Origin of the sequence: Aquimixticola soesokkakensis (genome assembly GCF_900172375.1) — a bacterium.
GTDB lineage: Bacteria > Pseudomonadota > Alphaproteobacteria > Rhodobacterales > Rhodobacteraceae > Aquimixticola > Aquimixticola soesokkakensis.
The window spans coordinates 24,706-48,596 of sequence record NZ_FWFS01000008.1 but is presented as its reverse complement, the minus strand read 5'-3'; the positions used below and the strand labels follow the sequence as shown (position 1 = coordinate 48,596).

Below are 23,891 nucleotides of genomic sequence, written 5' to 3'. Positions count from 1 at the left end.
GAGCCACGCTCCAGCGCGCCCCCTGAAAAAGGGGAGGGTTCGGGGCCAAAATGGCGCGTCTTGGCCCCGATCAGATCAACATGCTGGACTAGTGCAGTTTGTTCGACAGATTGATCCGAATGCAGGCATTTTTCGAACCGCCAATATCCATCACAGGACCAACAACGTCGATATCAAGCCCGACACGACGCCCCCAACGCGGGCCGTTTTCGGGGATCAGCCCCAGCACAGCCGTCGCCCCGAGTTCACGGGCGGAAATCGTCATCTCGTTGATCAGGTTCATCTGTACCCGCATCCGCAGGTTCGACGGCACGCGGTGGCTGACAAAAATCCGGCTCGATTCCCAGATGTGCTCGGCCACCGGAGCTTCTTCGAACAACAGGTTGGACGGAATCGAGTCGAGAAGCCCGCGCTGGGCATCGCGAATCATATAGGTGTAAATGCCGCATTTGGTCGTGGTCGGCGTCAGGCGAATGCCCGCAAGCACCTCGCCAAACTCGTGCACGGCAATCCAGCGCGAGGCGGGCGTGTCGTATTGATCGTATTCCATGCCATCAGCCTGAGGGAGATCCCATTTCGCCTGCTGGATGAAAGTTTCGTGCCTTGCGCGAAGCATGTTGGCAAAAAGATCGCCATGGTTGTGCAAGTTGGTAAAAGAAAGTGTTGTCGTTTGCATGATCGTCTCCGGAGTTTACGGGGGATTAGTCCGCACTACCGACGGCGATCGTCACAACAGCCGGATCTCCTTGGCTTTTTGAATGGCCTCTGAGGTCGTCCGCGCCATCAATCGCTCGCGGGCGGACACGAGACGCGCCTTGAGCGCGCTCTCCGAAATCCCGAGCTTGGCCGCGGCGGCTGCATGACGATCACCGCCTGCAATGCACCGGAGGGCCTGAATCTGTGCCGTCGTCAGTTCCGTTTTCGGTTCAGCGATCTCATGCAGCGTGCGCACAATTTGCAACAACCGCTCGATCTCGGCATCACTGAACTCTCGATCGACGCGCGCAGCGCCGACGATCGTTCGCGATTGAACCGGTCCACAGGAAAGGGCAACACCGTACTTCAGGCCGAATTCGGCGGCCTGCCTCAGAATATTAAATGGATCGGGGAGTTCTAATTCGCTCCACCTTATTGACCCCTCGCAGCTCAACCCCCAGGCGATCAGCGGATCGCGCAGAGCGTAAGCATTGGCCGTATAGTGGCCAAGCCATTGCGGTGAATATGTCGATTCCGACACCAGAGGCGCGGCAAAACGGATGTGCAGACCAGCGGAATATCCGCCGGGTGACTGCGTCCGCAGCGCAGAGAACAATCTGGTGAGTTCGGTTGTGTTCGACATGTCCATAACAACAGGTTTGCAAGGGAGCACAACAACCTTAGGGTGTGTGCTAGATAAAGTGGTAAACCATCGGTTTCAAATTGAAAACCTTAGATCGTCATCTCCTCGAAAAACTCGGTGCGCTTGCGCCTAAAAAACGTGCCCAACTCTTTGACTTTCTGGGAGCGGCCACACTTAGCGACGCGCAGGCGCGCGACATTACCGAGAGTTTAGTCGCATCACTCGCCTTAAAGGAACATTTTTCCCGTAAGAAGGGCGACTAATTCCTTAAGAATGTAACAAAAAATCCCCGCCATTGCTGACGGGGATTTTTATCTGATCAAGAGACTGTCTCTTATTCTTCCGAGAAGTCGGCTTCGGCAGCAACACGGGCTTTGTCGCCAGCGCCTTTGGCGTTCACATCGCGCTCGACGAACTCGATGATTGCCATGGGGGCCATGTCGCCGTAGCGGAAGCCGGCCTTCATGATGCGCACGTAGCCACCCTGACGGTCCTTGTAGCGCGGGCCGAGGATTTCAAACAGTTTCGCAACATATTTGTCTTGTTTGAGCTGCGCACCAGCCTGACGGCGGGCATGCAGGTCACCACGTTTGCCCAAGGTGATCAGCTTTTCGATGATCGGGCGAAGTTCTTTCGCTTTGGGAACGGTGGTTTTGATTTGTTCGTGTTCAATCAACGAACCCGCCATGTTTGCAAACAGGGCTTTACGGTGTTCATGGGTCCGGTTGAGACGGCGGTAACCGCGAGCGTGACGCATTGTGATTCTCCTAAATAGCGTTTTTGCTTTGTCTGGCAGCCGATGCGTGTCAGCCACTCTCCTTGGGGCATGTGCCCGAATAAACCCCGCTCTTGCGGGAATTGAGGGGCCATCTATCCGACAGCCCCCTAACCTGTCAATCGGCGAACCGGCTTAGAACTGGTCTTCGAATTTCTTGGCCAGATCTTCGATGTTCTCGGGCGGCCATTCTTCGACGTCCATCCCGAGGTGCAAGCCCATGCCCGAAAGCACTTCCTTGATCTCGTTGAGGGATTTGCGGCCAAAGTTCGGCGTGCGCAGCATCTCTGCTTCGGTTTTCTGGATAAGATCCCCGATGTAGACGATGTTGTCGTTCTTGAGGCAGTTGGCCGAACGCACCGAAAGCTCCAGCTCGTCGACTTTCTTGAGCAACAGCGGGTTGAATTCGAGACCGTCGTCTTCGGCTTCGCGCGATGCCGATTCGGGCTCGTCGAAATTCACGAAGATACCGAGTTGATCCTGAAGAATGCGCGCCGCAAAGGCCACAGCATCGTCGGGACGCACGGAGCCGTCGGTTTCGATTTTCAGCGTCAGCTTGTCATAGTCGAGCACCTGACCTTCGCGGGTCGGCTGCACGTCGTAGGACACTTTTTTGACGGGCGAGTAGATGGCGTCGATCGGAATCAAACCGATGGGCGCATCTTCGGGCTTGTTCTTGTCGGCAGCGACGTAGCCTTTGCCTGTGTTGACGACCAGTTCGACAAACAGATCGGCACCGTCATCGAGGTGGCAGATCACATGCTCTTTGTTGAGCACTTCGATGCCGCTCGACTCGGAAATATCACCGGCGGTGACGACTTTCGGGCCTTTGGCGGAAATCGACAGGCGCTTGGGGCCTTCGACATCCATGCGCAGGGAGACGCCTTTGAGGTTCAGGATGATGTCGGTGACATCCTCGCGAACACCGGCGACGGAGGAAAACTCGTGAAGAACGTTGTCGATCTGCACAGAGGTGATGGCAGCGCCTTGCAGCGACGACATCAGAACGCGCCGCAGCGCGTTGCCGAGCGTGAGGCCAAAGCCGCGCTCCAGCGGTTCTGCAACCACAGTTGCCTGGCGCTGGGGGTCATTGCCCGGCTTCACGTCCAGTTGCTGCGGCTTAATGAGCTCAGCCCAATTCTTGTGGATCATGCTTGTGCCTCCATACCTGTTCCCTACCCATGTCCGTGGCGGGGAACGCCCGAGGTTTCAGATAAACGCAGAAACGGGCCGCGTGAATCCACGCAGCCCGAAAATCAGTAAAAAAGCTTAGACGCGACGGCGCTTGGGCGGACGGCAGCCGTTGTGTGCCATCGGAGTCACGTCGCGGATCGACGTGATGTTGAAGCCGGCAGCAGCAAGTGCGCGCAGGGCGGACTCACGACCCGAACCGGGGCCTTGCACTTCGACTTCGAGGGTTTTAACGCCATGGTCTTGCGCTTTTTTGCCAGCATCCTCAGCAGCCATCTGGGCCGCATAGGGTGTGGATTTGCGCGAGCCCTTGAACCCCATGGTGCCAGCAGACGACCAGGAGATCGCGTTGCCCTGCACGTCGGAGATCAGGATTTTGGTGTTGTTGAAGGTCGAGTTCACATGAGCAACGCCAGCGGCGATGTTCTTGGAGACCTTTTTCTTAGCGGTACGACGAGTATCACGTGCCATAGTTTAGAGCCTCCCTTACTTCTTCTTGCCAGCGATTGCTTTTGCCGGACCTTTGCGCGTACGCGCGTTCGTGTGGGTCCGCTGACCACGCACGGGGAGGTTACGGCGGTGACGCAGACCACGGTAGCAACCGAGATCCATCAGACGCTTGATGTTCATCTGGGTCTCACGACGCAGGTCACCTTCAACGGTGTAGTTGGCGTCGATGTGCTCACGCAGGGTCAGAACTTCGGCGTCCGACAGCTCGTTGACGCGACGGGTAAGGTCGATGCCAACGGCTTCGCAGATTGCTTTAGCAGAGGTGTTGCCAATGCCAGTGATATAGGTGAGGGCGATCACGACTCGTTTTGCGGTCGGGATGTTAACGCCGGCGATACGTGCCAAGTGTTTAGTCCTTTCGTTGCGATTCCGTAGTTCCGGAACCTTTTTTCACAACGCAGGCCCGAGGAGTCCGCATGGACGTCCGACGGGCCGTAGCTGAATTCGAATGTGGGTGCGTCACGGGGGCGACCCGTTTGCGACTCCTTTACCCCTTCCGGGATGGGTTGCCATACGGGAGATTCGCAACTCCGTCAAGATGTCGTGAAAGCAATGACCCACGCACAGCCGAAACTGCCCGTGGGTCATGTTGTCACACGGCCACAATCCGCGCCCTGACCTGTTAAAGCGCGAGCGCTTTCACGATCTGGTCGGCAACGTTATCTGGCGACGCCAGACCATCCACCGGCCGCAAATCGCCTTTGGCGTAGTAGTAGCCAATCAGCGGCGAGGTCTTTTTGTAATATTCCATCAGACGGGTCTTGAGGCTGTCCTCATTGTCGTCTGCGCGGCGCTTGAGGTCGCTCGACCCGCATTCGTCGCATTTTCCGGCCACTTTGGTCGGCTTGGTCTCGTCGTGGTAGACTTCGCCACAGTTTCCGCAGGTAAAGCGGCCCGTGATACGCTTCACGAGGGCGGTGTCATCCACCTGCATCTCGATCACCGCCTCAAGCTGCGCACCGTTGCGCGACAGCAATTCGGCCAAGGCATCCGCCTGTTTCAGCGTGCGCGGGAACCCGTCAAAGATAAAACCTGCGGGGTTGCCGCTGCGGATTTTCTCTTCGATCAGCCCGATCACGATCTCATCGGTGACAAGTTGCCCCGCATCCATGATCGCCGCGACTTTCGTGCCCATTTCGGTGCCCGAGGTCCGTGCGTCACGCAGCATATCGCCCGTGGACAGTTGCACCATGCCACGCTCCTCCACGAGCCGGCGTGCTTGTGTCCCTTTGCCCGCTCCCGGCGGTCCAAGCAGTATAATATTCATCGTCTCGCAGTCCCTCTTTTGCTCCGCTTCCTCCCGCGAAGCTGCGATTTTTCAATCAGACCCTCATACTGGTGCGCCAGCAGGTGGGACTGGATTTGCTGGATCGTGTCCATCGTCACGGAGACGACGATCAGAACCGACGTGCCCCCAAAATAGAAAGGAACAGCAAATTGGCTACGGATAATCTCCGGAAGGAGACAAACTGCCGCAAGGTAGGCCGAGCCGAGCACAAGCAAACGCGCCACGACATAGTCCAGATATTCTTCGGTTTTCTTGCCCGGACGGATGCCCGGCACAAAGCCCCCCTGATTCTTCAGGTTCTGCGCCACGTCTTCGGATTTGAACGCCACGTTTGCGGTGTAGAAATACGCAAAGAACACGATCATCGCCGTAAAGAACAACAGGTAAAGCGGCTGCCCCGGACCCATATACGCCAGAAGCGTTGCCATGACAGGCCCGACATTGGTCCCACCCGAGAAGGTCGCGATGGTCGTCGGCAACAGCAGCAGCGACGAGGCGAAAATCGCGGGGATCACACCGGCGGGGTTCACCTTGATCGGCAGGTGCGAGCTGGAGGCATCATAGACCTTCATGCCCTGCTGACGACGGGGATACTGGATGTGGATCTTGCGCAGAGCGCGCTCCATGAACACCACAAAGGCAATCACCGCGACGACCATCACGATCACACCGATAATCACCGCAGGATGGATGGCGCCAGAGCGACCGGATGCAAAGAACTGCGCCAGCGCGCTAGGGATTTCGGCAACAATGCCCACGAAGATAATCAGCGAGATACCGTTGCCGATGCCGCGTTGGGTGATTTGCTCACCGATCCACATCAGGAACATCGTACCGCCCACGAGCGTGATCATCACGCCTGCGCGGAAATACCAACCCGGATCATGGGCCAGATCGCCAGCCTCCAGCGACGCGGCCAGACCGTAGGCCTGGAAAAAGGCCAAAAGCACCGTTGCGTAGCGGGTGTACTGGTTGATCTTCTTGCGGCCCTGCTCGCCCTCTTTCTTGATGCTCTCAAGCGAGGGCACCAGCGAGGTCAAAAGCTGGATGATAATCGAGGCGGAAATATAGGGCATGATGCCAAGGGCAAAAATCCCCATCCGGCCCAGCGCGCCACCTGTAAACATCGACAGGATGCCACCGATACCGGAAGACGCCTGTTCCATGAAGTTGCGCAAAGCGTCGCCGTCGATACCGGGAACGGGGATATAGGTCCCGAGGCGGTAGACGATCAGGAGGCCGAGGGTAAAGAAAATGCGCTGACGAAGCTCGGTGGCTTTCCCGAAGGTGCCCCAAGACAGGTTCGCCGCCATTTGTTCTGCTGCGGATGCCATGAACGGTCTCTCTTAATGCGTGAGCGCCGCCGAACCGGTTCTCCGGTCGGCGGCGCTGGAAAACATGAGTTGTCTAAGGGGCGCGCGCCCCTCTCACAAGCTCTTATTCGGCGGGTTTCAGCGCCTCGGCCACCTTGAGCGAGCCACCGGCCTTCTCGACAGCTTCGATCGCGGGCTTGGAGGCACCGGTCACGACGATGTTGAGAGCGGATTTGGCTTCGCCTTTGGCGAGAACGCGGATGCCGTCAAGCTTGCGGCGCACGAGGCCGGACGAAATCAGAACGTCTTCGTTGATCTCTGCTTTGGCGTCGATTTTGCCAGCTTCGATGAATTTCTCGATCATGCCGAGGTTCACGACTGCAAAATGCTTCTGGTTGGGCTTGTTGAAGCCACGCTTGGGCAGACGTTGGTAGAGGGGCATCTGGCCGCCTTCGTAGGCGTTGATCGCCACACCCGACCGCGAGCTTTGACCTTTGATACCACGGCCACCCATTTTACCTTTGCCCGAACCCGGGCCACGGCCAACGCGCATGCGTTTTTTGGTTGCGCCCGGATTGTCGCGAAGTTCGTTCAGTTTCATGTCGCTTCTCCTTGCCGGAACTGCCCTCCAGCGACGGAGTGGGCAAACACGGCGTATGATGATTGATTCTGATGGCCCAATCGGACCACCGGCCGCGTATAGACGGGATGCCCCCACGGATCAAGCCCGCAAGATCCCGCCTTTTGCCCCTAAAAGCTGACCCGATCCCCGCCCTTGAGCCCCAGCATCTCGCGCGCCTCGTCAGGACTTGCGACCGCGCAGCCCAGATCCTCGACGATGCGGCGGATTTTTTGCACCTGCTGGGCATTGCTTTGGGCAAGTTCACCGCGCGAAATGAACAGGCTATCCTCAAGGCCCACGCGCACGTTGCCGCCCATCTGGCTGGCGGTGGTCGCGAGTTGCATCTGGCTTCCCCCCGCTCCGAGCACCGACCAGCGATAATCCTCCCCGAACAGCCGGTCCGCCGTGCGTTTCATAAAGACCAGGTTGTCCACCTCGGGTCCGATCCCGCCCAGGATGCCAAAGATGAACTGGATAAAGATCGGCGCTTTGAACAGCCCGATATCCATGCAGAACTTCAGGTTATAGAGGTGGCCGACATCATAGCACTCATGTTCGAACTTGATGTCGTGGGGCGCCAGTTGGGTGGCGGCGTTTTTGATATCCGCAAAGGTGTTGCGGAAAATATAGGTGTCGGAGTTTTCGACATAGTCCTTTTCCCAATCGTGCTTCCAGTCCGTGTAACGCCCTGCCAGCGGGTGAAAGGAAAAGTTCATCGACCCCATGTTCATCGAACACATTTCGGGGCTGAAAGCGAGCGCAGGCGCGATGCGTTCTTCGATCGTGTTGTTGAGCGACCCGCCCGTGGAAATGTTGATCACCGCATCCGTGGCCTGTTTGACCCGCGGCAGAAAGGCGCGAAACGTGTCGGGGTCGATCGACACACCGCCGTCGCTGGGGCGGCGCGCATGCAGATGCAGGATCGAGGCCCCCGCTTGTGCCGCATCAATCGCCTGCCCGGCAATATCCTCGGCCGTATAGGGCAGCGCATCCGACATGGTGGGCGTGTGGATCGCGCCGGTGATGGCGCAGGTGATGATCGTCTTTTTGGAGTTACGAGCCATGGGAAACCTTTCAGTCGTCAAGACCGCGCACGCGGCGCGAGAGGGGAAAAAGCTCGGCACCGCTGCGCGCACGCACCAGCCCCCAGAGCCCTTTGGGGGCTTTGAGCATGATGAGAATAGCGAGGACGCCAAGCGCGATCAGATAGGCACTGCCCAGATCGGCCAGCGTTTCGCGCAGGGCAAAATAGACCAGCGTGCCAAGGATCGGCCCTTCCAGCGTGCCGATGCCGCCGATCACCACGATAAAGATGACAAAGGCGGTCCAGTCATTCACCGAAAACGCCGCATCGGGGGAAATCCGCAGCTTTTGCAGGAAAATCAGCGCCCCCACGAGCGCGGTCAGCCCGCCCGTCACCACATAAACGGTAAATTTCGCGCGCCAGATGTCGATGCCCAGCGACTTGGCGGCCAGTTCGTTGTCGCGGATCGCCGTCAACGCCACGCCGCGGCTGGAGCGCAGATAGGCATAGACCAGCCCCACGACCGCCACCACCACGCCCAGCGCCAGCCAATAGGCCGCCGCTTCACGGGCCGCGCGCCCGTCGGCCAGCGATTTCACGATGTCCACCGGCAAGGACGTGCCCGACCCGCCGCCAAGGGCGCTGAATTGCGCGAAACTCAACCGGAAGACCTCGGCCATCACCCAGGTGCCAATGGCGAAATAGGCCCCGCGCAGGCGAAAGATCAGCACCGCCACGGGCGCTGCGATCAGCGCGCCCAAGAGGCCCGCCAGCGGAATTGCCGCCAAAGGATGCACGCCCCACAGGATGGCCAGCGCAAAGAACATGTAGCCGCCAAACCCGACATAGGCCTGTTGGCCGACCGACACGAGGCCCGCATAGCCCGCGAGCAGGTTCCACAAGGACGCAAGCGCCATGTAGAGGAAAATCTCGCCAAAGAGACGCAGTTCGGCGCGCCCCGCCCAATAGGGGGCCAGTGCCATGACGATCACGATCACCGCAAGCAGCCCCATGGCGATGCCCGACATCCGCGTCGCGCGCGCAACAGAGAGGGATTTGGTCATTTTCGTCTCCATCTCAATCCATCCTCGGGAACAAACCGCGCGGGCGCACCGCAAGGATCACCAGAAACACGATGTGCCCGGCGAGGACCTGAAATCCGGGGTTGATTTTGGCCCCGAGCGTCTGTGCGACCCCCAAAATGACGCCCCCCGCCAGCGTGCCCCACAGGTTTCCAAGCCCGCCGATGATCACCGCTTCAAAGCCAAAGATCAGACGCGCGCCGCCGGCAGCCGGATCGAAGGACGTGCGAATGCCCAAAAACACCCCCGCCAAAGCGGTGACCGCCAGCGATAGCGCCATGGCCAGGCCGAAAATATGGGCGCGGTGCAGCCCCATGAGCTGCGCGATGTCCTGACGGTCCGACGTGGCGCGAAAGGCACGGCCCAAAGCGGTGCGATAAAACATCCACTGCAGGGCAGCGATGGTGAGCACAGCGACGACGAAGACGATCAGCGGCAGCACGCCGACACTTAGCCCGCCCACAGGCAGCGACGCGGTTTCCAACGCCCCCGCTTGCAGCTTTTGCGGATCGGCAGAATACCCCGTGAGCAGAAGGTTCTGGAGGATCACCGACAGGCCGAAGGTGACCAGCAACGGCGGCAGGATGTCCTCGCCCATCGTGCGGTTCAGCACCAGACGTTGCAGCAGATACCCAAGGCCCGCCATCAGCGGCACGACAATCAGCAACGCCATCACCGGGGAGGCACCCAGCATCACCGTGGTTGTCAGCGCCAGATAGGCCGCAAGCACGATAAGGTCGCCATGGGCGATGTTGACCAGTCGCATAACGCCGAAAATCAGCGACAATCCGGCGGCAAAAAGCGCATACAGGCCGCCCAGCAGCGTGCCCTGAAGCGTGGTATTGATCCAATCCATCTCTACACTCCGAAATAGGCGCGGCTGATCGCGTCGCGGGGCACCTCGCTTGAGGCTCCTTCCAGCGACACGCGCCCCTCTTGCAAACAATAGACACGCGAGGAGACTGCCAGCGCCTTGGCGATGTCCTGCTCGACGATCACAGCGGCAAGACCTTCGCCGGTGATCGACGGCAGCGCCTCGTAGATCGATTTGATGATGACCGGCGCAAGACCAAGGCTGATCTCGTCCATCAGCAGCAACTCGGGGTTGGACATCAGCGCGCGGCCGATCGCGACCATCTGTTGCTGACCGCCCGACAAAGCTGTGGCAGGCACGTTGCGCCGCTCTTGCAGGATCGGAAACAACCTGTAGAGCCGTTGCAGGGTCCACGGCCCCTTGCGCTTCATCTGCCCTCCGATGATCAGGTTTTCCTCGACCGACAGGGACGCAAACAGCAACCGGCCCTCGGGCACCAGCGCGATGCCCAGCGCCGCGATCTGATCCGCGCGCAGCGCGCCAATCTCGCGCCCCTTCCAGACCACCTGTTCGGCCTGGTTGCGCATCAGCCCGCTGACCGAGCGCATCAGCGTGGTCTTGCCCGCACCATTCGCGCCGATGACCGACACCACCTCGCCCGCCTGCACGCGCAACGACAGACCATAGAGCGCTTGGAAATCGCCGTAATGCGCGTCCAGATTGCGGATGTCGAGAAGGGTGTTTTGCCCCGCGTTAGAGCCTGTTTTAAGGGGGAAATCACGCATCGGCTTCGATCCCCAGATAAATCTCGCGCACCTCTTTGCTTGCCATGATCGCGCGCGGTTCGCCTTCGGCAATCTTGCGGCCGAAATCGATCACGATCAGACGGTCCACCACGGCCAGAAGCGCGTGAACGACATGCTCGATCCAGACGATGGAAATTCCCGTGGCGCGCAGGTCCTGAATGGTGCCGATCAGCGACTTGCATTCGTTTTCGGTCAGCCCGCCCGCGATTTCATCCAGCAACAACACCTTGGGGCGCGCGCACATCGCCCGCGACAGTTCCAGCCGCTTGCGCTCCAGCAAGGTCAACCCGCCCGCTAGGACATTGGCCTTCTTCAGCAGGCCGGTCCGCGCGAGCACGTCAAGGCAGGTCTCCTCGGCCTCGGCCCCGCTCAGCCCTGCCCCTTGGGTCGCCGCAACATAGGCGTTTTCGTAAATCGTCATGCCCGAAAACGGCTGGGGCACCTGAAAACTGCGCGCAAGGCCCGCGCGACAGCGCTTGGCGGCGGGCCAGCCCGTGATGTCCTGCCCCTCAAGCCGGATCCTGCCCGCGTCCGGCGCCAGCGTGCCCGTTACAAGGTTGAACATCGAGGTCTTGCCCGCGCCGTTCGGCCCGATCACCCCCAGCGCCTCCCCGGCGCCCAGAGACCAGCTTTGATCCTGCGCCGCGGTGACCGCGCCAAAGGATTTGCCCAGACCCGAAAGTTCCAAAATTGGCGTCGTCATGTCGTGTCCCCCCGTCAGATCGGGCCTGCCCCAGCGGCGCAGGCCCTGTTGCGGTTACCCCAAAAGCTGCAACTCACCCGTGGTCGCGATCTCGGGTGCGGTGGCATTGGCGACGATTTTCAGGTCGATGCCATCACCGTCTTTTTGCCATTGCCCTGCGACCAGCGGCGTCTTGGTCACGTTCTTGACCGGCCCTTTTGACCAATCGACGGGGCCGACAATGGTTTGCAGATTGGTCCCGGCAATCGCGCTGGTGATGGCTTGCGGATCGTCCAGATCGTCGGCACGCGCGATGACATCCGCCACGACTTCGAAAAGCGCATGTTTAAACCCGATCGGCTGGGTCCACGGGCGCCCGGAGGCCGCGGTGTAACCATGGGCCAGATCGGCCGATGAGGCCCCCGTCAGCGACGATGAAAACGGGTGATGGGGCGACCACCAGACTTCCGACGACAGGCCAAACCCGCGCGTGCCCAACCCTTCGATCACCGACGGAAAGAGCAGCGCCTTGCCGATGGTGACGATCTTGGGCGCAAAGCCCTGCTGCGCGGCCTGCGACCAGAAGGTGCCAAAATCCGGCGGAATCATATTGCCGGTGACAATGTCACATCCGGCCTCTTTGAAAGCAGCGATCTGATTGGAAAAATCGTCCGACATCGGCTGATACCGCCCCGGATCCGTCAGCGTATAGCCCGCCGCAGCCAGCGGTTTGGGCAGGCCCAGCTCCGCATCCCCCCAGGCGTTGCCATCAGCGTCATTGGGAAACAAGCCGCCGACGGATTTGGACACGCCTGCACCATCCCACATGGCCAGAAACGCACCAATGACATCCTCGAGACCCCAGAAAAAATGGTAGGTGCTCTCGAAGCCGCTATCGGGGTTGCCGCCACGGCCAAAGAAATACGGCTGCCACGGGCAATCCGTGGTCACGCAGGGCACCTCGTTCACCTCGGCCTGATCGGACACGGGATTCACCGTGTCGGGCGTCGAGGCGGCGACGATGATGTCGACCTCATCGGACAGGATCAACTCGGAGGCCACCTCGGCGGCGCGATTGGGGTTCGACTGGCTGTCTTTGGAAATGATTTCGACGGACCACATCTTGCCGTTGTTTTCGATCCCGCCCGACAGGCGTTCGCTCACCGCTTGCAAAATATAGTCGTCGGCTTCGGCGAAGCCGGCCAGCGGGCCGGTGCGCGGGCTGACATGGCCCACACGGATCGTGGGCGTCGCGCCATAGGCGCGGGTGCTGCGCAAAATCGCGGGTGCGGCCAGCAAGGCGGCGCTGCCCGACAAAAAGCGGCGGCGGGTGGTGGTGGTCTTGATCGTCATCTCGTCCTCCCAGATCGAGTTTCAGCAAAAGTACCGTCTTGGCCAAAAGGCGTTGCGCACGCCTCATGCGCGCAGCCTTGGAAATCTAATCGCCAAGGATGCCCTCGAGTTTTTGCAAATGTTTTGCCACGCGCGCGCGGGTCGCCTGCGCCTGTTCGGGGGTCCATCTGCGAAACCCCTCGCCCGATTTCATGCCCAGCTTGCCCGCTGCGACAAGCGTTTCGAGATAGGGGGACGGGCCTTGGCGCGCTTCCAGATCGGCCAGCACCGTAGTGTGGATGTCGAGCGTCAAATCCGTGCCCACCAGATCGGCATTCTCGAGCGGGCCGAGCACCGCAAGGCGGCGACCGAAACAACTTTTGACCACGGTATCGACCGACTCCGCATCGCAAATCCCCCGCTCGACAAGGCTCACCGCCTCGCGCCACAAGGCATGTTGCAAGCGGTTTCCGATGAACCCGGGCACGTCCCTTTCGACCCGCACGGGCGTTTTGCCCGCATCGGCCAGCAGCGCGACCATGGCCTCCATCGAAGCGTCCTGCGTCCATTCGGTGCGCACGACCTCGACCAGCGGAATAAGATGCGCAGGGTTCCACCAATGGGTGCCAAGCGCACGATCGGGGTGCTTGAGTCCGGCCATGATCTGCGTGATCGGCATGACGGAAGTGTTGGACGCCAGAATGCATGCACGCGGCGCCGCCGCTTCGATCCGGGCGAAAATCTCGCGCTTGAGGTCAAGCTTTTCCGGCGCGGCCTCGAAAACCGCAAATGCCTCTGCCACAGCGCCCTGCACGGTCTCGCAAATCTCGATCCGTTTGAGGATCTTGGCCACCGCCGCAGGAGGCTCCCCCAACAGCCCGAGGCTTTCACCGATCCGCGCGGCAACGGAGGCGCGCGCGGCTTCCATCGGGTCGGTGATGGTGACGTAATGCCCCGCCCGCGCCATGGTCAGCGCGACGCCATGCCCCATAAGCCCCGCGCCAACGACCGCAATCTGAAGGTTCTTTTTCATACCCTAGCCCGCCGTATAGCCGCCATCGGCGTAAAGGATGTGCCCCGTGTAGAAATCCGAGGCTTTCGAGGCGAGGAACAGCAGCGGTCCCGCCAGATCTTCCGGCTCGCCCAGACGCCCTTTGGGCACCCGCGCCAGAAAGCCGTCACGCACGGCTTTGGCCGCATCGGTATCCTCGAACATCCACGCGGTCAGCGGCGATCGGAACACCGTGGGCGCGATCGCGTTCACGGTGATGCCCGTTGGCCCCAATTCACAGCCCAGCGCCTTGACGATGCCATCGGTCGCCGCTTTGGACGCACAATAGGCAGTATAGCCGTTGGGATGGCCCAGCAGCCCGCGCGCCGAAGACACCAGAACGATCTTGCCACCCGTGCCTTGCGCTTTCATCTGTTTGGTCGCGGCCCGCGCCAGCAGCCAGCTTTGGGTGACATTGGCGTCCATCACCGCGGCAAAGGTTTCTGGCGCCATTTCGTCGATCCTGGCGACCTTGTTCATCCCCGAAGCCACGACCAGAATGTCGAGCGCGCCATAGGCCGCGAGGGCCTGTTGCATCAGGCTCTCGCAGATCTCTTCGGTTTCAGGACGCGCATTCACCAGCGTGACCTCGCCCCCTCCGGCGCGGCATTCCTGCGCGATGTCGGACAGGGCGCTTGCATTGCCCGCGACCAGCACCAGCCTGCAGCCCGCGCCCGCAAGCACCCGCGCGGCCACCATGCCAAATGCCCCCGACGCCCCGGTGATCAGCGCCACCTTGCCACGCACGTCGAACATGTCGAGCGGATTGGTCAGGGTCATGTCGCGGCCTCCGGCGGATAGGGAATGACGACCAGCATCGTGCAGGCGTGATTGGATTTATTCTCGATCCGGCGCACTTCGCCCGCCGCAATCGTGCAGCTGTCGAATTTGCGCAAAACAGTCTCTGTTCCTGCAATTTCGACGGTCATTTCCCCCTCGAGGACGACATAGACCTTCTCGAACGGGGTGCTGTCGGGACCGGCGCCGCCATTGGGCAGGAACTGGCTGAAACCGACCCACTGGTTGGTCGGGCCACCGTCTTCAAAGCCCTGAAGCCGCAATCCGTGGCAGCCGAAATGGTTCGCCGCCTCGTAGGGCGTGGCCTCTTCAAAACGTTTGAGTAACATCGCGCGCCTCCCTTCGCTTGATGTAGAATGTCGGGGCGTGATCGCAGGGACACCGATCACGCCAGAGGGTCAAAACCCCGCGTTAGACCCGAAACGGGCCTGTCATCAAAAGCTCTCGCCCGCTTCGATGCGGTAATTTTGGCCTTTGTCGATCATCGCCACGAGACGGATGATACAGCCGTCGCCGCGGTCCCAATTCCACGGGAAAAACGCAAAGGTACAACGCTTGCCCGTCACCGCATCCAGATCGCCACCGACGTTTTCGATGCCCAGAATGCCGTTCTTGAACAGGATGTTGTGGACCGGCTCCCAATCGGGGAAATCGTCTTTCCAGTCGTTGCCTCCGGACCATTCCTTGTACTCTTGCTCAAGGTGGGGCAGCAGCGGGCCATTGCGCTGGGGGCCGATTGCCGTGGCCAGCGGGTGATCGTTCGCCTGCGTGTCGTGCCCGACAACCTTTACGCCTTTTTCAACCATCCATTCGCCCGCCGAGGCCACAAAACCGGGGCAATAGGCAAAGTAATCACCATCTTCGTAGTCGTGGTGCCATCCGGTATTGATGATCAGGACATCGCCCTTGCGGATGACATGACCGCAGGCCTTTTCAAGGTCTTCACCCGTGATCGGCTCCCATTTCTTCTTGGGCAGGGACACGACGATGCCCGTCCCGAAGAAATGGGGCAGCGGTACTTCGTCGATGAAGGGCGTACCCTGGACCACATGCGCGGGCGCGTCGATATGCGTCGTTGCATGCATCGACGTGGTGATGCGCTGGGACAGCACACCTGATTTGGCCATGTAATGGATACGCTCGATCTTGGTATCTTCGAAATAGGGCCAATTGGGGTTTTGAAACCCGAAGCGGTGGCTGAGGTTGTAGAACTCCAGGCCCATCGCGTTGTCGAGGTTATCCTCGAACTCGATTCCACGAATCTTAATCGTCATTTTGATCTCCTCCCACCGCGCCATCGGCGTGGTTCCTTTTTGGGTGTCCATCCCTGCACCCAACCACATTACGGTATTGCCGTACCGCAATGCAGTCAATAACAATATCCACCATACGGCATGATTGTCCTGCATGGTGCGTTTCTTTGGGAGGGACCGCAGCATCCAAGGCTGTTGAACAGGCTCTAATATGGGATAAGAAGGCGAACGCCGCGAAAATGCCGCGACCCGCAGAAGCTTCAGGGAGGAGCGACATGGCAGACGACAACAGCCGCAACGGCATTCAGGTGATCGCGCGCGCCGCGGCGATTCTGCGCGCCCTGCGGGGTGCCCCTTCGGGGATGAGTTTCGGGCAAATCGCAGAGGCGGTGGACCTGCCCCGCTCGACCGTGCAGCGGATCATTTCCGCGCTTCAGGACGAGCGCATGGTCATCGCCTCACTTCAGGGTGGCGGCTTGCGCATCGGGCCGGAAATGCAAAGCTTTGCCGATGCTGCGCAGTACAACATCGTCGAAAGCTGCCGTTTGTTTTTGTCGGAACTGTCCCAAGCCACGGGCGAGACGGCGGATCTGTCGGTGCTGCGCGGCGCGGGCATGATCTTTCTTGACCAAGTGCCCGGAACGCACCGCCTGCGCACGGTCTCCTCCGTCGGCGAGGTATTTCCCCTGACCTCAACCGCGAATGGCAAGGCGTGTCTGGCGCTGATGGAGCCGCAAAAGGCGCAGCGTCTGGCGCGCGCAGAATGGGAACGCCGCGCGATGAATGTCGATGAGGCTATCTTTTTGCGCGATCTGGACAGCATCCGCGCCGGCTCGCTGGCCTATGATCTGGACGAGCACACTGACGGCATTTCCGGCGTGGGCTTTGGCTTTCGCGATTGGGGGGGCGACCTGCACGCGATTTCGGTGCCCGTGCCCACGACGCGCTTTGCACAAAAGCGGCCCCTTGTGGAGGCCGCTCTGGAAAAAGCCCGCGAGCATGTCGTGCGGATGATGGCACGCTAATCAAGACCGTGCGGATGAGGGCACGCTAATCAAGGCTTTGCGGACGAGGGCGCACCCCGATGAAAATAGGCTCTAACACAGGACAAAACGGCCTGCGTTAGCGCCTGTTCCCCCCGGTTTAGGGTCGATCCGCGCGCAAGACCTGCAATCGGATAAAGGCCAGAATATCCTCCCCGAACACACGATCCTCGGTCCCGAGATGTTCGACAATCGAGATATGGTTGTGCCCATAGGCGGTCGCGAGCATTGGCAAACGGGCCTTTGCCGCAACTTCAGCCGCCAAAAGCGTGGCCGTTTGCGCCTGCACCAGCGGGATATCATATTGCGCAAGAGCGACCATCAACGGCACCTCGGACGCGACAAGCCCCGCAAGCGGCGATTGCGCTCCAAGGTCATCGCCGGTGAAATAAGTCGCATCGCGCGCCGGATCGAGGGGGTGGTCGGTAAGCTCCAGCGCGGGCGGCGATATCAGCACCGCAGCGATGACACCCTCTGGCCTGCCCTGCCCCAAATAGCCCGCGACATGGGCGGTGCCCGCTGAATTGCCCATCACGATGATGCGGTCGGGATTGCCCTTGTGCAGATCGGGATGGGTGCGAATCCAGTCAACCACCGCGGCCTGATCCTCGATCCCCGAGGGCCAAACGGCCTCGGGCGCGAGCCGGTAGTTGAAGGTGACCCCCACCATGCCGTTTTGCGCAAGCCATGCGCCGATATGGGCCACGTCGTCCTTGCTGCCGCGCACAAAACCGCCCCCGTGGGCAAAGACCACGATCGGGGCGCTGCCATCGGCCTCTGCAGGGCGATACACGTCCAGCATATTGCGCCCGTCGCTGCCGTAGGATTGATCCGTCAGAACGCTGACGCTGGCGTCGGGACTGGCGTGCAGAGGTTTGTAGATCCCGAAGGTGGCGCCAATGGTCTCAGGGTTGAACGCCTGCCCCATCGCATCAAGTTGCGACGCAATTTCCGGATTTTGTGCAACCTGTGCAACCCCCGCCTGCGCGCTCAATGCCACAACGCAGATCACTGCGGCTCTCTTCATCATCATTCTTTTCTCCCCTGTTCAAAGTCAGACATCACAGCCCCAAAAGCCTCGCCGCATTGTCGTGGCACACCATGTTGCGTTCGGCCTGCGACAGCGGCGCGGCTTCGATCCATTCCGCAGCTTCCGTGGGGTTTTCAAACGGGTAGTCCATCGAGAACATCACCCGATCCGCGCCAATCGCGTCAATCGCGCAGCGCAGAGGTTCGTTCGAACAGACCCCCGCCGACGTGACCCAGATATTACGTTTGAAATATTCCGAAGGCTTTTGATCCAACTGCATGTCGCCGCGATTGGAAATCGCCCAGCGGCTATCAAAGCGCCACAGTTGATAGGGCAGGGTTTCGCCCATATGCCCAAGGATCAGCTTGGCCTTGGGAAACCGGTCAAAGACCCCGCCAAAGACCAGCCGCAGCGCGTGGTTGCCCGTCTCCACGGTCCAGGACCACACGGGACCAAACAGCTCGGGGTGGCCGTGGTACATATAGGGCACATCGGCGGAATTGTTGGGGTGGATATAGATCGGCGCGCCCAGATCGGCGGCGCGTTCCCACAGCGGCGAACAGCGGTCATCGTCCAGATACATGCCGTTCGTCGAGCCGTTGATCATTGCGCCCTGCATGCCCAGATCGCGCACGCAGCGCTCCAGCTCGTCGGCTGCGGCCTGCGGATCCTGGACCGCCAGATGGGCAAACCCGCCATAGCGGCCTTTTGCGTCTGCGATTTTTTGGGCCAGAAAGTCGTTGCATTCCTTGGCCTTGCGCACGGCAACGCGCAGGTTTGGCTCGGCTTGCACGCCCGGTCCAGACAGCGACAGGACGCTGGTGCGCACCCCGGCGGCATCCATGCCCGACAGGCGGCGTTCGCCAAAATCGGCAAGCGCGTCGGCCGCCTTGCCAAAAAGAGCGGGGGAAATATTGATGGCGGTCTTGGCAAAATACTCCTCGAAACCGGGGGCCATGAAGTGTTCTTCGAGGGCGATTTTCTGGGTCATTTGGGTTCCTTTCGGACAGGTCAGTACAGCGCTTGTGGCAACCACAGCGCGATTTGGGGAAAGAAGAAAAGCGTCAGGATCAGCACCAAAGGCGCGAGCAGGAACGGCAGGATGCCTGCGTAGATGTCGCCAATTCTGAGATCGCGAAACTGCGCCTGGATGATGAAAATATTCATGCCGACCGGCGGCGAGATCAGGCCGATTTCAACGACGATCACCACGAGAACGCCAAACCACACCGGATCGAAGCCAAAGCCGACGATCACCGGCAAGAACACGGGCACCGTGATCAGCACCATGCCGATGCCTTCCAAAAACATGCCCAAAAGCAGGTAAAGCGCGATGATCAGCAGCATGACCATGTAGCGACCCAACCCAAGGCCTTGGGCGGTGGCGATCAGCACTTCCGGCAATTTGGTCTGCACGACAAAATTGGCCAGCATCGTCGCCCCGATGATGATCAGGAACAACATCGCCGAGGTGAGCGCCGTGGTTTTCAACGCCGCGCGCAAGCCAATGAGCGTCAATCGACGGGTGGCAAAGCCAAGCACGATGGCGCCGAACGACCCGATCGCGGCGGCCTCGTTCGGGCTGAAGATGCCGGAATAAATGCCGCCGATGGTCACGCCGAACAGCAGGATGAACTGCCACGGGGCCAGCAGCGCCTTGAACCGTGCGCCCAGCGTTGCCGCCGGGTCGGCCGGGATGCGCCCGCCGGAAAACCGCGCAACGATCAGGGCCACGGCGATGTAGAGCAGCGCCAACGCCATGCCAGGCAAAAAGGCCGCCGCAAAGAGTTTGCGCAGGGATTGCTCGGCAATGGCCGCGTAGATCACAAGGACGATGGAGGGCGGAATGAGAATGCCAAGCGTGCCCCCCGCCGCAACAGATGCCGCCGAGTAGCCGTCGCCGTAGCCCGCGCGGCGCATTTCCGGCAAAGCGATCCGCGTCATGGTTGCAGCCGTCGCCACAGAGGACCCGCACACGGTGCCAAACGCCCCCGATGCCCCGATGGTGGCAATCGCAAGCCCACCGCGCAGGCCGGAAAAGAACACGCGCGCCGCCTGGAACAATTCGCTCGACAGGCGCGACGAGGTGGCGACCTCGCCCATCAGGATGAACAGCGGCACGACCGAGAGGTTGTAATTTGTGACCTGATCGAAGGGCACCGATCCGGCGATCATTTTCGACACGCCCATGCCGCTCATCAGGAAATTGCCGCCCAAGCCGCAGAGCGCCAGCGCCAGCCACACGGGCATGCGGATCAGCAACAGGACAAACATCACGCCCATAACGATCAGGCCAAGAGTGGAATTGGTCATTCGCCGCTGGCCTCGCCTTGCACGGGAGCGCTGCCTGTCGCGGGGGACAATGCAATCGCCACCGCCGCCAGCACCGCGCCCGCCATGCCGCCCAGCGCCACGATCCAGACCAGCCAAAGCGGCAGACGCAGCTCGAGGCTGGTGTCGCCGTAGCGCTTGGCCTCCAGCATCGGCTGCAGCATCGACCAGAAGAGAAAGCAAAGCGCCGCCACCGCCACGATGGCCCAAATCCGCTGCAATAGGGTCGAAACGCGCGGCGGCACGAAGCCGTCGATCAGGTCGATCACGATGTCGCGGCGTTCCAAAATCACCGCAGCAACGGCGTAAAGCGCGCTGATCGCCAACAAGATACCAACCGTATCATAGGTGCCGCGAATGGGGCTGTTGAACAGCGCGCGCATCGCGACATCCGCCGTGATCGCCAGCACCATCCCCAACAGCGCAAGCTGGCTGATGGCCAGTTGCGCGGCGGCAAAAAGTGAAATTCCCCGATAGACCCGTTGCATCATCCCCTCCCAAAGATGGCCGCATGGCGGCACTGCGCCTGACACACGCCTGCGCGCCGGTTTGCGCGCAGGGCCGATCTGCAGGTTTATTGTGTGTAGGCGTCGTAAAAGGCCTGCGCGTCCGGGTTGTCTTTACCCACGGCCGCGATTTGTGCGTCGATGATCGGGGCGACCATGCCTTGCAACTTGTCCTGCTCTGCCTCGGACAGGGTCACAATGGTCACGTCGTTTTCCCCAAGGTAGGCACGGCCGGCGTTTTCGCCCTTGTCCCACTCTGCGCCAAACGCCGCGCCACGCGCGGGGCCCGACATCGCGTCGATGACGGCTCGGGTTTCGGGCGACAACCCGTCGTAGGTCTTTTCGCTCATCACGAAGGCAAAGGTGGCAGAGGCCACGCCCGGCTCCAGGCTGTAGTCCAGCTCCGGCCCCAGATCGAACGCCATATCGGCCTCGAAGGGGAACATCGCGCCATCGACGATCCCCTTGGCCAGACCTTCGGCCACTTCGGCGGGCGGTACAGGCAGGGGCGAGGCACCGAGCGTTTCGAGCACGGATTGGAACACCTGCCCGGCCGAGCGGATGCGCAACCCCTTGAGTGCCTCAAGACTGTCGGGGTTGACCTTGGCAAGGTTGATTTTCAACGGCGGCGTGACTGCCATCCAGATGATTTTCGTCCCTGCATGTTCGTCCGCCAGATAATCGGGCGCGAGCGCGGTCAGCCGCTCGGAGCTGATCGTGCTCAGATCCCCCGCCGCAGGGTGGCTCAGCGGCAGCCCTGCCAGTTCCGACATCGCAAAGCGCCCCGGCGTGGCCGAATGCAGCACGATGGCCGCATCTGCCGCCCCTGCGGTCACCAGATCGAACTGACGGTTCACAGGGCCAAGCTGACCGGCGGGAAAGACTTCGACTGTGATGTCGCCATTGGTCTTTTGCGACAGCTCCTGTCCCCAGGCCTCGACCGCAAGGGTAAAGGCGTGTTTCGGGGGCAGGTAGCTGGAAATTTTAAGCGTTTCCGCCGCCACGGGCGCAGCAAGTGTCGCGCAGGTCGCAAGGGTAAGCGCCACGGCGGCGCAGGTAAGATGTTTCATGATGTCCTCCCAAATCGGGCTCCTCCCCGATACCGTTATACAATGCAATTGTACCACAATGCAGTCAACGATTTTAGCAAGTATAATCGTTTATCTGCCAAAATCAGATCGTCGCGCGATGTCCTCCCCCCGCTCGCACAGTAAATCAGCACCCGCGCGCCGCGAAATTGACACTATGATTGGAAGCCCATTCACCAAATGGATGCAAAGGGCGCGCATTTGGCGCTCAATCGCGCGATTGCGATGACCGACGCGCCAATCAGGCAATCAAAGCGCTTGCAAAGACCCCGCTTTCCCGCGCGAATGAAAGGACAAAATAGGATCGAACGCGGGAGACGCAGATGACGGATGACAATTGGTGGCGCGGCTCGGTGACGTATCAGGTGTACCCCCGTTCGTTTATGGATAGCGATGGCGACGGGGTCGGTGACATCAAGGGCATCACCCAGAAACTGGACCATATTGCCAGCCTTGGCGTCGATGCGGTCTGGTTGTCGCCGGTGTTTACCTCCCCCATGCTCGACATGGGTTATGACGTGTCCGATTACACCGACATCGACCCCGTCTACGGCACCCTGTCCGATTTCGACGACATGGTGGCGCGCGCCCATGAATTGGGCCTGAAAGTCATCGTCGATCAGGTGATTTCCCACGCATCCGACCAACATCCGTTTTTCCAGAACAGCCGGATGTCGCGCGACAGCGACAAGTCCGACTGGTTCATCTGGGCCGATCCCAAAAGTGACGGCACGCCACCCACCAACTGGATGTCACTGTTTGGCGGGGTCGCTTGGGAATGGGAGCCGCGCCGCCGCCAGTATTATTTCCACAACTTTGCCAAGGGCCAACCCGACTGGAATTTCTGGAACCCCGAGGTGCAGGATTACATGCTGGGGGTGATGAAATTCTGGCTGGATCGCGGCGTGGACGGCTTCCGGCTGGATACGGTAAACTACTATTTCCACGACAAAAAACTGCGCGACAACCCCGCCGATTACGTCAATCACGAACACCCGCCGCACAAGCCCTACGACTATCAGTACCAACTGTTTTCCAAAAGCCAGCCCGAAAACGTCGCCTGGTTGGAACGCATCCGCGCCCTGCTTGATCAATATGACGCGCGCACCACGGTGGGCGAAGTTGGCGACAACCACAAAGCCATTGAATTGATGGGCGAATATACCACAGGCAAGCGCCTGCACATGGCCTATTCCTTTGATATGCTCGGGCCGGATTTCTCGCCCAAGCATTTTCGCGGCACGATCAACCGCTTCTTTCATGGTGCCCCTGACGGCTGGCCCTGTTGGGCGTTTTCCAACCACGATGTGCCCCGCCACACCACGCGATTTCTCGACCACGGCCCCGACAGCGAGGCAGTCTCGATTGTTTCGGCGGCGCTGCTGTTGTCCTTTCGCGGGTCGGTCTGTCTCTATCAGGGCGAGGAACTCGGGCAGATCGAAACCGAAATGCTCTATGAGGAGCTGACGGATGTGCAGGGGCTGGCCTATTGGCCGGATGAAAAGGGCCGCGACGGGTGCCGCACGCCGATGGTTTGGGAACAGGGCGCGCCCTTTGGCGGATTTTCGACCGTGAAACCGTGGTTGCCCGTCAAAGAGCCGCAACTTGCGCGCGCGGTAGACACCGAAACCGCCCAGCGCGTGATGCAATTCTACCGTGAAATGATCAAGGTACGCGCGACAACACCCGCGCTCAAAACCGGCACGATGACCTTTTTGGACATGCCCGATCCTGTGCTCACCTTTACCCGCGACGACGATGTGATCTGCGCCTTCAACCTGTCGAAAGGGACGGTGGCGATTGATCTGCCCTGCCCCTGTGACACGTTGATTTCGCGCAGCGCCAGCGTGGATAAAACCCATGTTACACTGGGGCCTAGCGGCTTTTTGGTTGCCCAAAAAATCTGACAGGGGGGGAATGCCCCCCCTTTTTCTCTTCCTTCGTGCCGACTGGCTTGATCTCGCGTGATCACATGGCGCGAGATAGCGCCCTACCTCTTAGATCATGGGATCG

The 23,891-nt window shown here is 60.4% G+C and carries 26 protein-coding genes; 2 read left to right on the top strand and 24 right to left on the bottom strand.

What is annotated here, in order from left to right:
- Nucleotides 1-88: 88 nt before the first annotated feature.
- The 19 genes from AQS8620_RS10975 to AQS8620_RS10885 form a co-directional block, all read right to left on the bottom strand.
- A complete protein-coding gene (locus AQS8620_RS10975) occupies nt 89-676 on the bottom strand; it encodes an acyl-homoserine-lactone synthase (RefSeq protein WP_085836954.1) in 588 nt (195 codons plus the stop codon).
- Nucleotides 677-727: 51 nt separating this feature from the next.
- Nucleotides 728-1,339: an autoinducer binding domain-containing protein gene (locus tag AQS8620_RS10970; RefSeq protein WP_085837110.1), complete on the bottom strand. Its 612-nt coding sequence runs from the start codon at nt 1,337-1,339 to the stop codon at nt 728-730.
- Between the two features lie 334 nt (nt 1,340-1,673).
- Nucleotides 1,674-2,096, bottom strand: a complete 423-nt coding sequence (gene rplQ, locus AQS8620_RS10965; protein ID WP_085836953.1) for a 50S ribosomal protein L17 — start codon at nt 2,094-2,096, stop codon at nt 1,674-1,676.
- A gap of 153 nt (nt 2,097-2,249) precedes the next feature.
- Nucleotides 2,250-3,266 (bottom strand): DNA-directed RNA polymerase subunit alpha, encoded by a 1,017-nt coding sequence (locus AQS8620_RS10960; RefSeq protein ID WP_085836952.1) that lies wholly within the window; start codon nt 3,264-3,266, stop codon nt 2,250-2,252.
- Between the two features lie 117 nt (nt 3,267-3,383).
- Nucleotides 3,384-3,776: a 30S ribosomal protein S11 gene (gene rpsK, locus AQS8620_RS10955; RefSeq protein ID WP_085836951.1), complete on the bottom strand. Its 393-nt coding sequence runs from the start codon at nt 3,774-3,776 to the stop codon at nt 3,384-3,386.
- A gap of 15 nt (nt 3,777-3,791) precedes the next feature.
- Nucleotides 3,792-4,160 carry a 30S ribosomal protein S13 gene (gene rpsM, locus AQS8620_RS10950; protein WP_085836950.1) on the bottom strand — a complete coding sequence of 123 codons (369 nt, stop codon included), beginning with the start codon at nt 4,158-4,160 and terminating at the stop codon, nt 3,792-3,794.
- A 277-nt stretch (nt 4,161-4,437) separates the two neighbouring features.
- Complete coding sequence (locus tag AQS8620_RS10945) at nt 4,438-5,082, bottom strand: adenylate kinase (RefSeq protein WP_085836949.1); 645 nt, start codon at nt 5,080-5,082, stop codon at nt 4,438-4,440.
- Nucleotides 5,079-6,437 (bottom strand): preprotein translocase subunit SecY, encoded by a 1,359-nt coding sequence (gene secY, locus AQS8620_RS10940; protein ID WP_085836948.1) that lies wholly within the window; start codon nt 6,435-6,437, stop codon nt 5,079-5,081. Before secY ends, AQS8620_RS10945 begins: the two co-directional genes overlap by 4 nt.
- A gap of 103 nt (nt 6,438-6,540) precedes the next feature.
- On the bottom strand, nt 6,541-7,017 hold the full coding sequence (gene rplO / locus AQS8620_RS10935; RefSeq protein WP_085836947.1) for a 50S ribosomal protein L15: 477 nt from the start codon (nt 7,015-7,017) through the stop codon (nt 6,541-6,543).
- Between the two features lie 149 nt (nt 7,018-7,166).
- Nucleotides 7,167-8,102: a 3,5-dioxohexanoate:acetyl-CoA acetone transferase gene (gene kce, locus AQS8620_RS10930; protein WP_085836946.1), complete on the bottom strand. Its 936-nt coding sequence runs from the start codon at nt 8,100-8,102 to the stop codon at nt 7,167-7,169.
- 10 nt (nt 8,103-8,112) lie between these two features.
- A complete protein-coding gene (locus AQS8620_RS10925) occupies nt 8,113-9,126 on the bottom strand; it encodes a branched-chain amino acid ABC transporter permease (RefSeq protein ID WP_085837109.1) in 1,014 nt (337 codons plus the stop codon).
- Between the two features lie 13 nt (nt 9,127-9,139).
- Complete coding sequence (locus tag AQS8620_RS10920) at nt 9,140-10,000, bottom strand: branched-chain amino acid ABC transporter permease (RefSeq protein WP_085836945.1); 861 nt, start codon at nt 9,998-10,000, stop codon at nt 9,140-9,142.
- Between the two features lie 2 nt (nt 10,001-10,002).
- Nucleotides 10,003-10,743, bottom strand: a complete 741-nt coding sequence (locus AQS8620_RS10915; RefSeq protein WP_085836944.1) for an ABC transporter ATP-binding protein — start codon at nt 10,741-10,743, stop codon at nt 10,003-10,005.
- Nucleotides 10,736-11,467, bottom strand: coding sequence for an ABC transporter ATP-binding protein (locus AQS8620_RS10910; RefSeq protein WP_085836943.1), 732 nt, complete (start codon nt 11,465-11,467; stop codon nt 10,736-10,738). The genes AQS8620_RS10915 and AQS8620_RS10910 overlap by 8 nt, the downstream gene beginning before the upstream one ends.
- Nucleotides 11,468-11,521: 54 nt before the next feature.
- Nucleotides 11,522-12,799 carry an ABC transporter substrate-binding protein gene (locus tag AQS8620_RS10905; protein WP_085836942.1) on the bottom strand — a complete coding sequence of 426 codons (1,278 nt, stop codon included), beginning with the start codon at nt 12,797-12,799 and terminating at the stop codon, nt 11,522-11,524.
- An 85-nt stretch (nt 12,800-12,884) separates the two neighbouring features.
- The gene (locus tag AQS8620_RS10900; RefSeq protein ID WP_085836941.1) at nt 12,885-13,811 is read right to left on the bottom strand and encodes a 3-hydroxyacyl-CoA dehydrogenase family protein; all 927 of its coding nucleotides are present in this window, start codon (nt 13,809-13,811) and stop codon (nt 12,885-12,887) included.
- A gap of 3 nt (nt 13,812-13,814) precedes the next feature.
- Nucleotides 13,815-14,609 carry an SDR family NAD(P)-dependent oxidoreductase gene (locus AQS8620_RS10895; protein WP_085836940.1) on the bottom strand — a complete coding sequence of 265 codons (795 nt, stop codon included), beginning with the start codon at nt 14,607-14,609 and terminating at the stop codon, nt 13,815-13,817.
- On the bottom strand, nt 14,606-14,956 hold the full coding sequence (locus AQS8620_RS10890) for a cupin domain-containing protein (RefSeq protein WP_085836939.1): 351 nt from the start codon (nt 14,954-14,956) through the stop codon (nt 14,606-14,608). The genes AQS8620_RS10895 and AQS8620_RS10890 overlap by 4 nt, the downstream gene beginning before the upstream one ends.
- A 105-nt stretch (nt 14,957-15,061) precedes the next feature.
- Nucleotides 15,062-15,901, bottom strand: a complete 840-nt coding sequence (locus AQS8620_RS10885) for a cyclase family protein (RefSeq protein ID WP_085837108.1) — start codon at nt 15,899-15,901, stop codon at nt 15,062-15,064.
- A 254-nt stretch (nt 15,902-16,155) separates the two neighbouring features.
- Between AQS8620_RS10885 and AQS8620_RS10880 the strand changes: the two genes are divergently transcribed.
- The gene (locus tag AQS8620_RS10880; protein ID WP_085836938.1) at nt 16,156-16,905 is read left to right on the top strand and encodes an IclR family transcriptional regulator; all 750 of its coding nucleotides are present in this window, start codon (nt 16,156-16,158) and stop codon (nt 16,903-16,905) included.
- A gap of 118 nt (nt 16,906-17,023) precedes the next feature.
- On the opposite strand, the gene AQS8620_RS10875 is transcribed toward AQS8620_RS10880, so the two are convergent.
- From AQS8620_RS10875 to AQS8620_RS10855, 5 genes are all read right to left on the bottom strand, one after another.
- Nucleotides 17,024-17,956, bottom strand: coding sequence for an alpha/beta hydrolase (locus tag AQS8620_RS10875; RefSeq protein ID WP_085836937.1), 933 nt, complete (start codon nt 17,954-17,956; stop codon nt 17,024-17,026).
- Between the two features lie 28 nt (nt 17,957-17,984).
- The gene (locus AQS8620_RS10870; RefSeq protein WP_085836936.1) at nt 17,985-18,944 is read right to left on the bottom strand and encodes an amidohydrolase family protein; all 960 of its coding nucleotides are present in this window, start codon (nt 18,942-18,944) and stop codon (nt 17,985-17,987) included.
- Nucleotides 18,945-18,964: 20 nt separating this feature from the next.
- Nucleotides 18,965-20,266, bottom strand: coding sequence for a TRAP transporter large permease (locus AQS8620_RS10865; RefSeq protein WP_085836935.1), 1,302 nt, complete (start codon nt 20,264-20,266; stop codon nt 18,965-18,967).
- A complete protein-coding gene (locus tag AQS8620_RS10860; RefSeq protein WP_159453233.1) occupies nt 20,263-20,772 on the bottom strand; it encodes a TRAP transporter small permease in 510 nt (169 codons plus the stop codon). Before AQS8620_RS10860 ends, AQS8620_RS10865 begins: the two co-directional genes overlap by 4 nt.
- 86 nt (nt 20,773-20,858) lie before the next feature.
- Complete coding sequence (locus AQS8620_RS10855) at nt 20,859-21,860, bottom strand: TRAP transporter substrate-binding protein (protein ID WP_085836933.1); 1,002 nt, start codon at nt 21,858-21,860, stop codon at nt 20,859-20,861.
- Between the two features lie 341 nt (nt 21,861-22,201).
- Between AQS8620_RS10855 and AQS8620_RS10850 the strand changes: the two genes are divergently transcribed.
- On the top strand, nt 22,202-23,785 hold the full coding sequence (locus AQS8620_RS10850) for an alpha-glucosidase (protein ID WP_085836932.1): 1,584 nt from the start codon (nt 22,202-22,204) through the stop codon (nt 23,783-23,785).
- Nucleotides 23,786-23,891 lie beyond the last annotated feature (106 nt).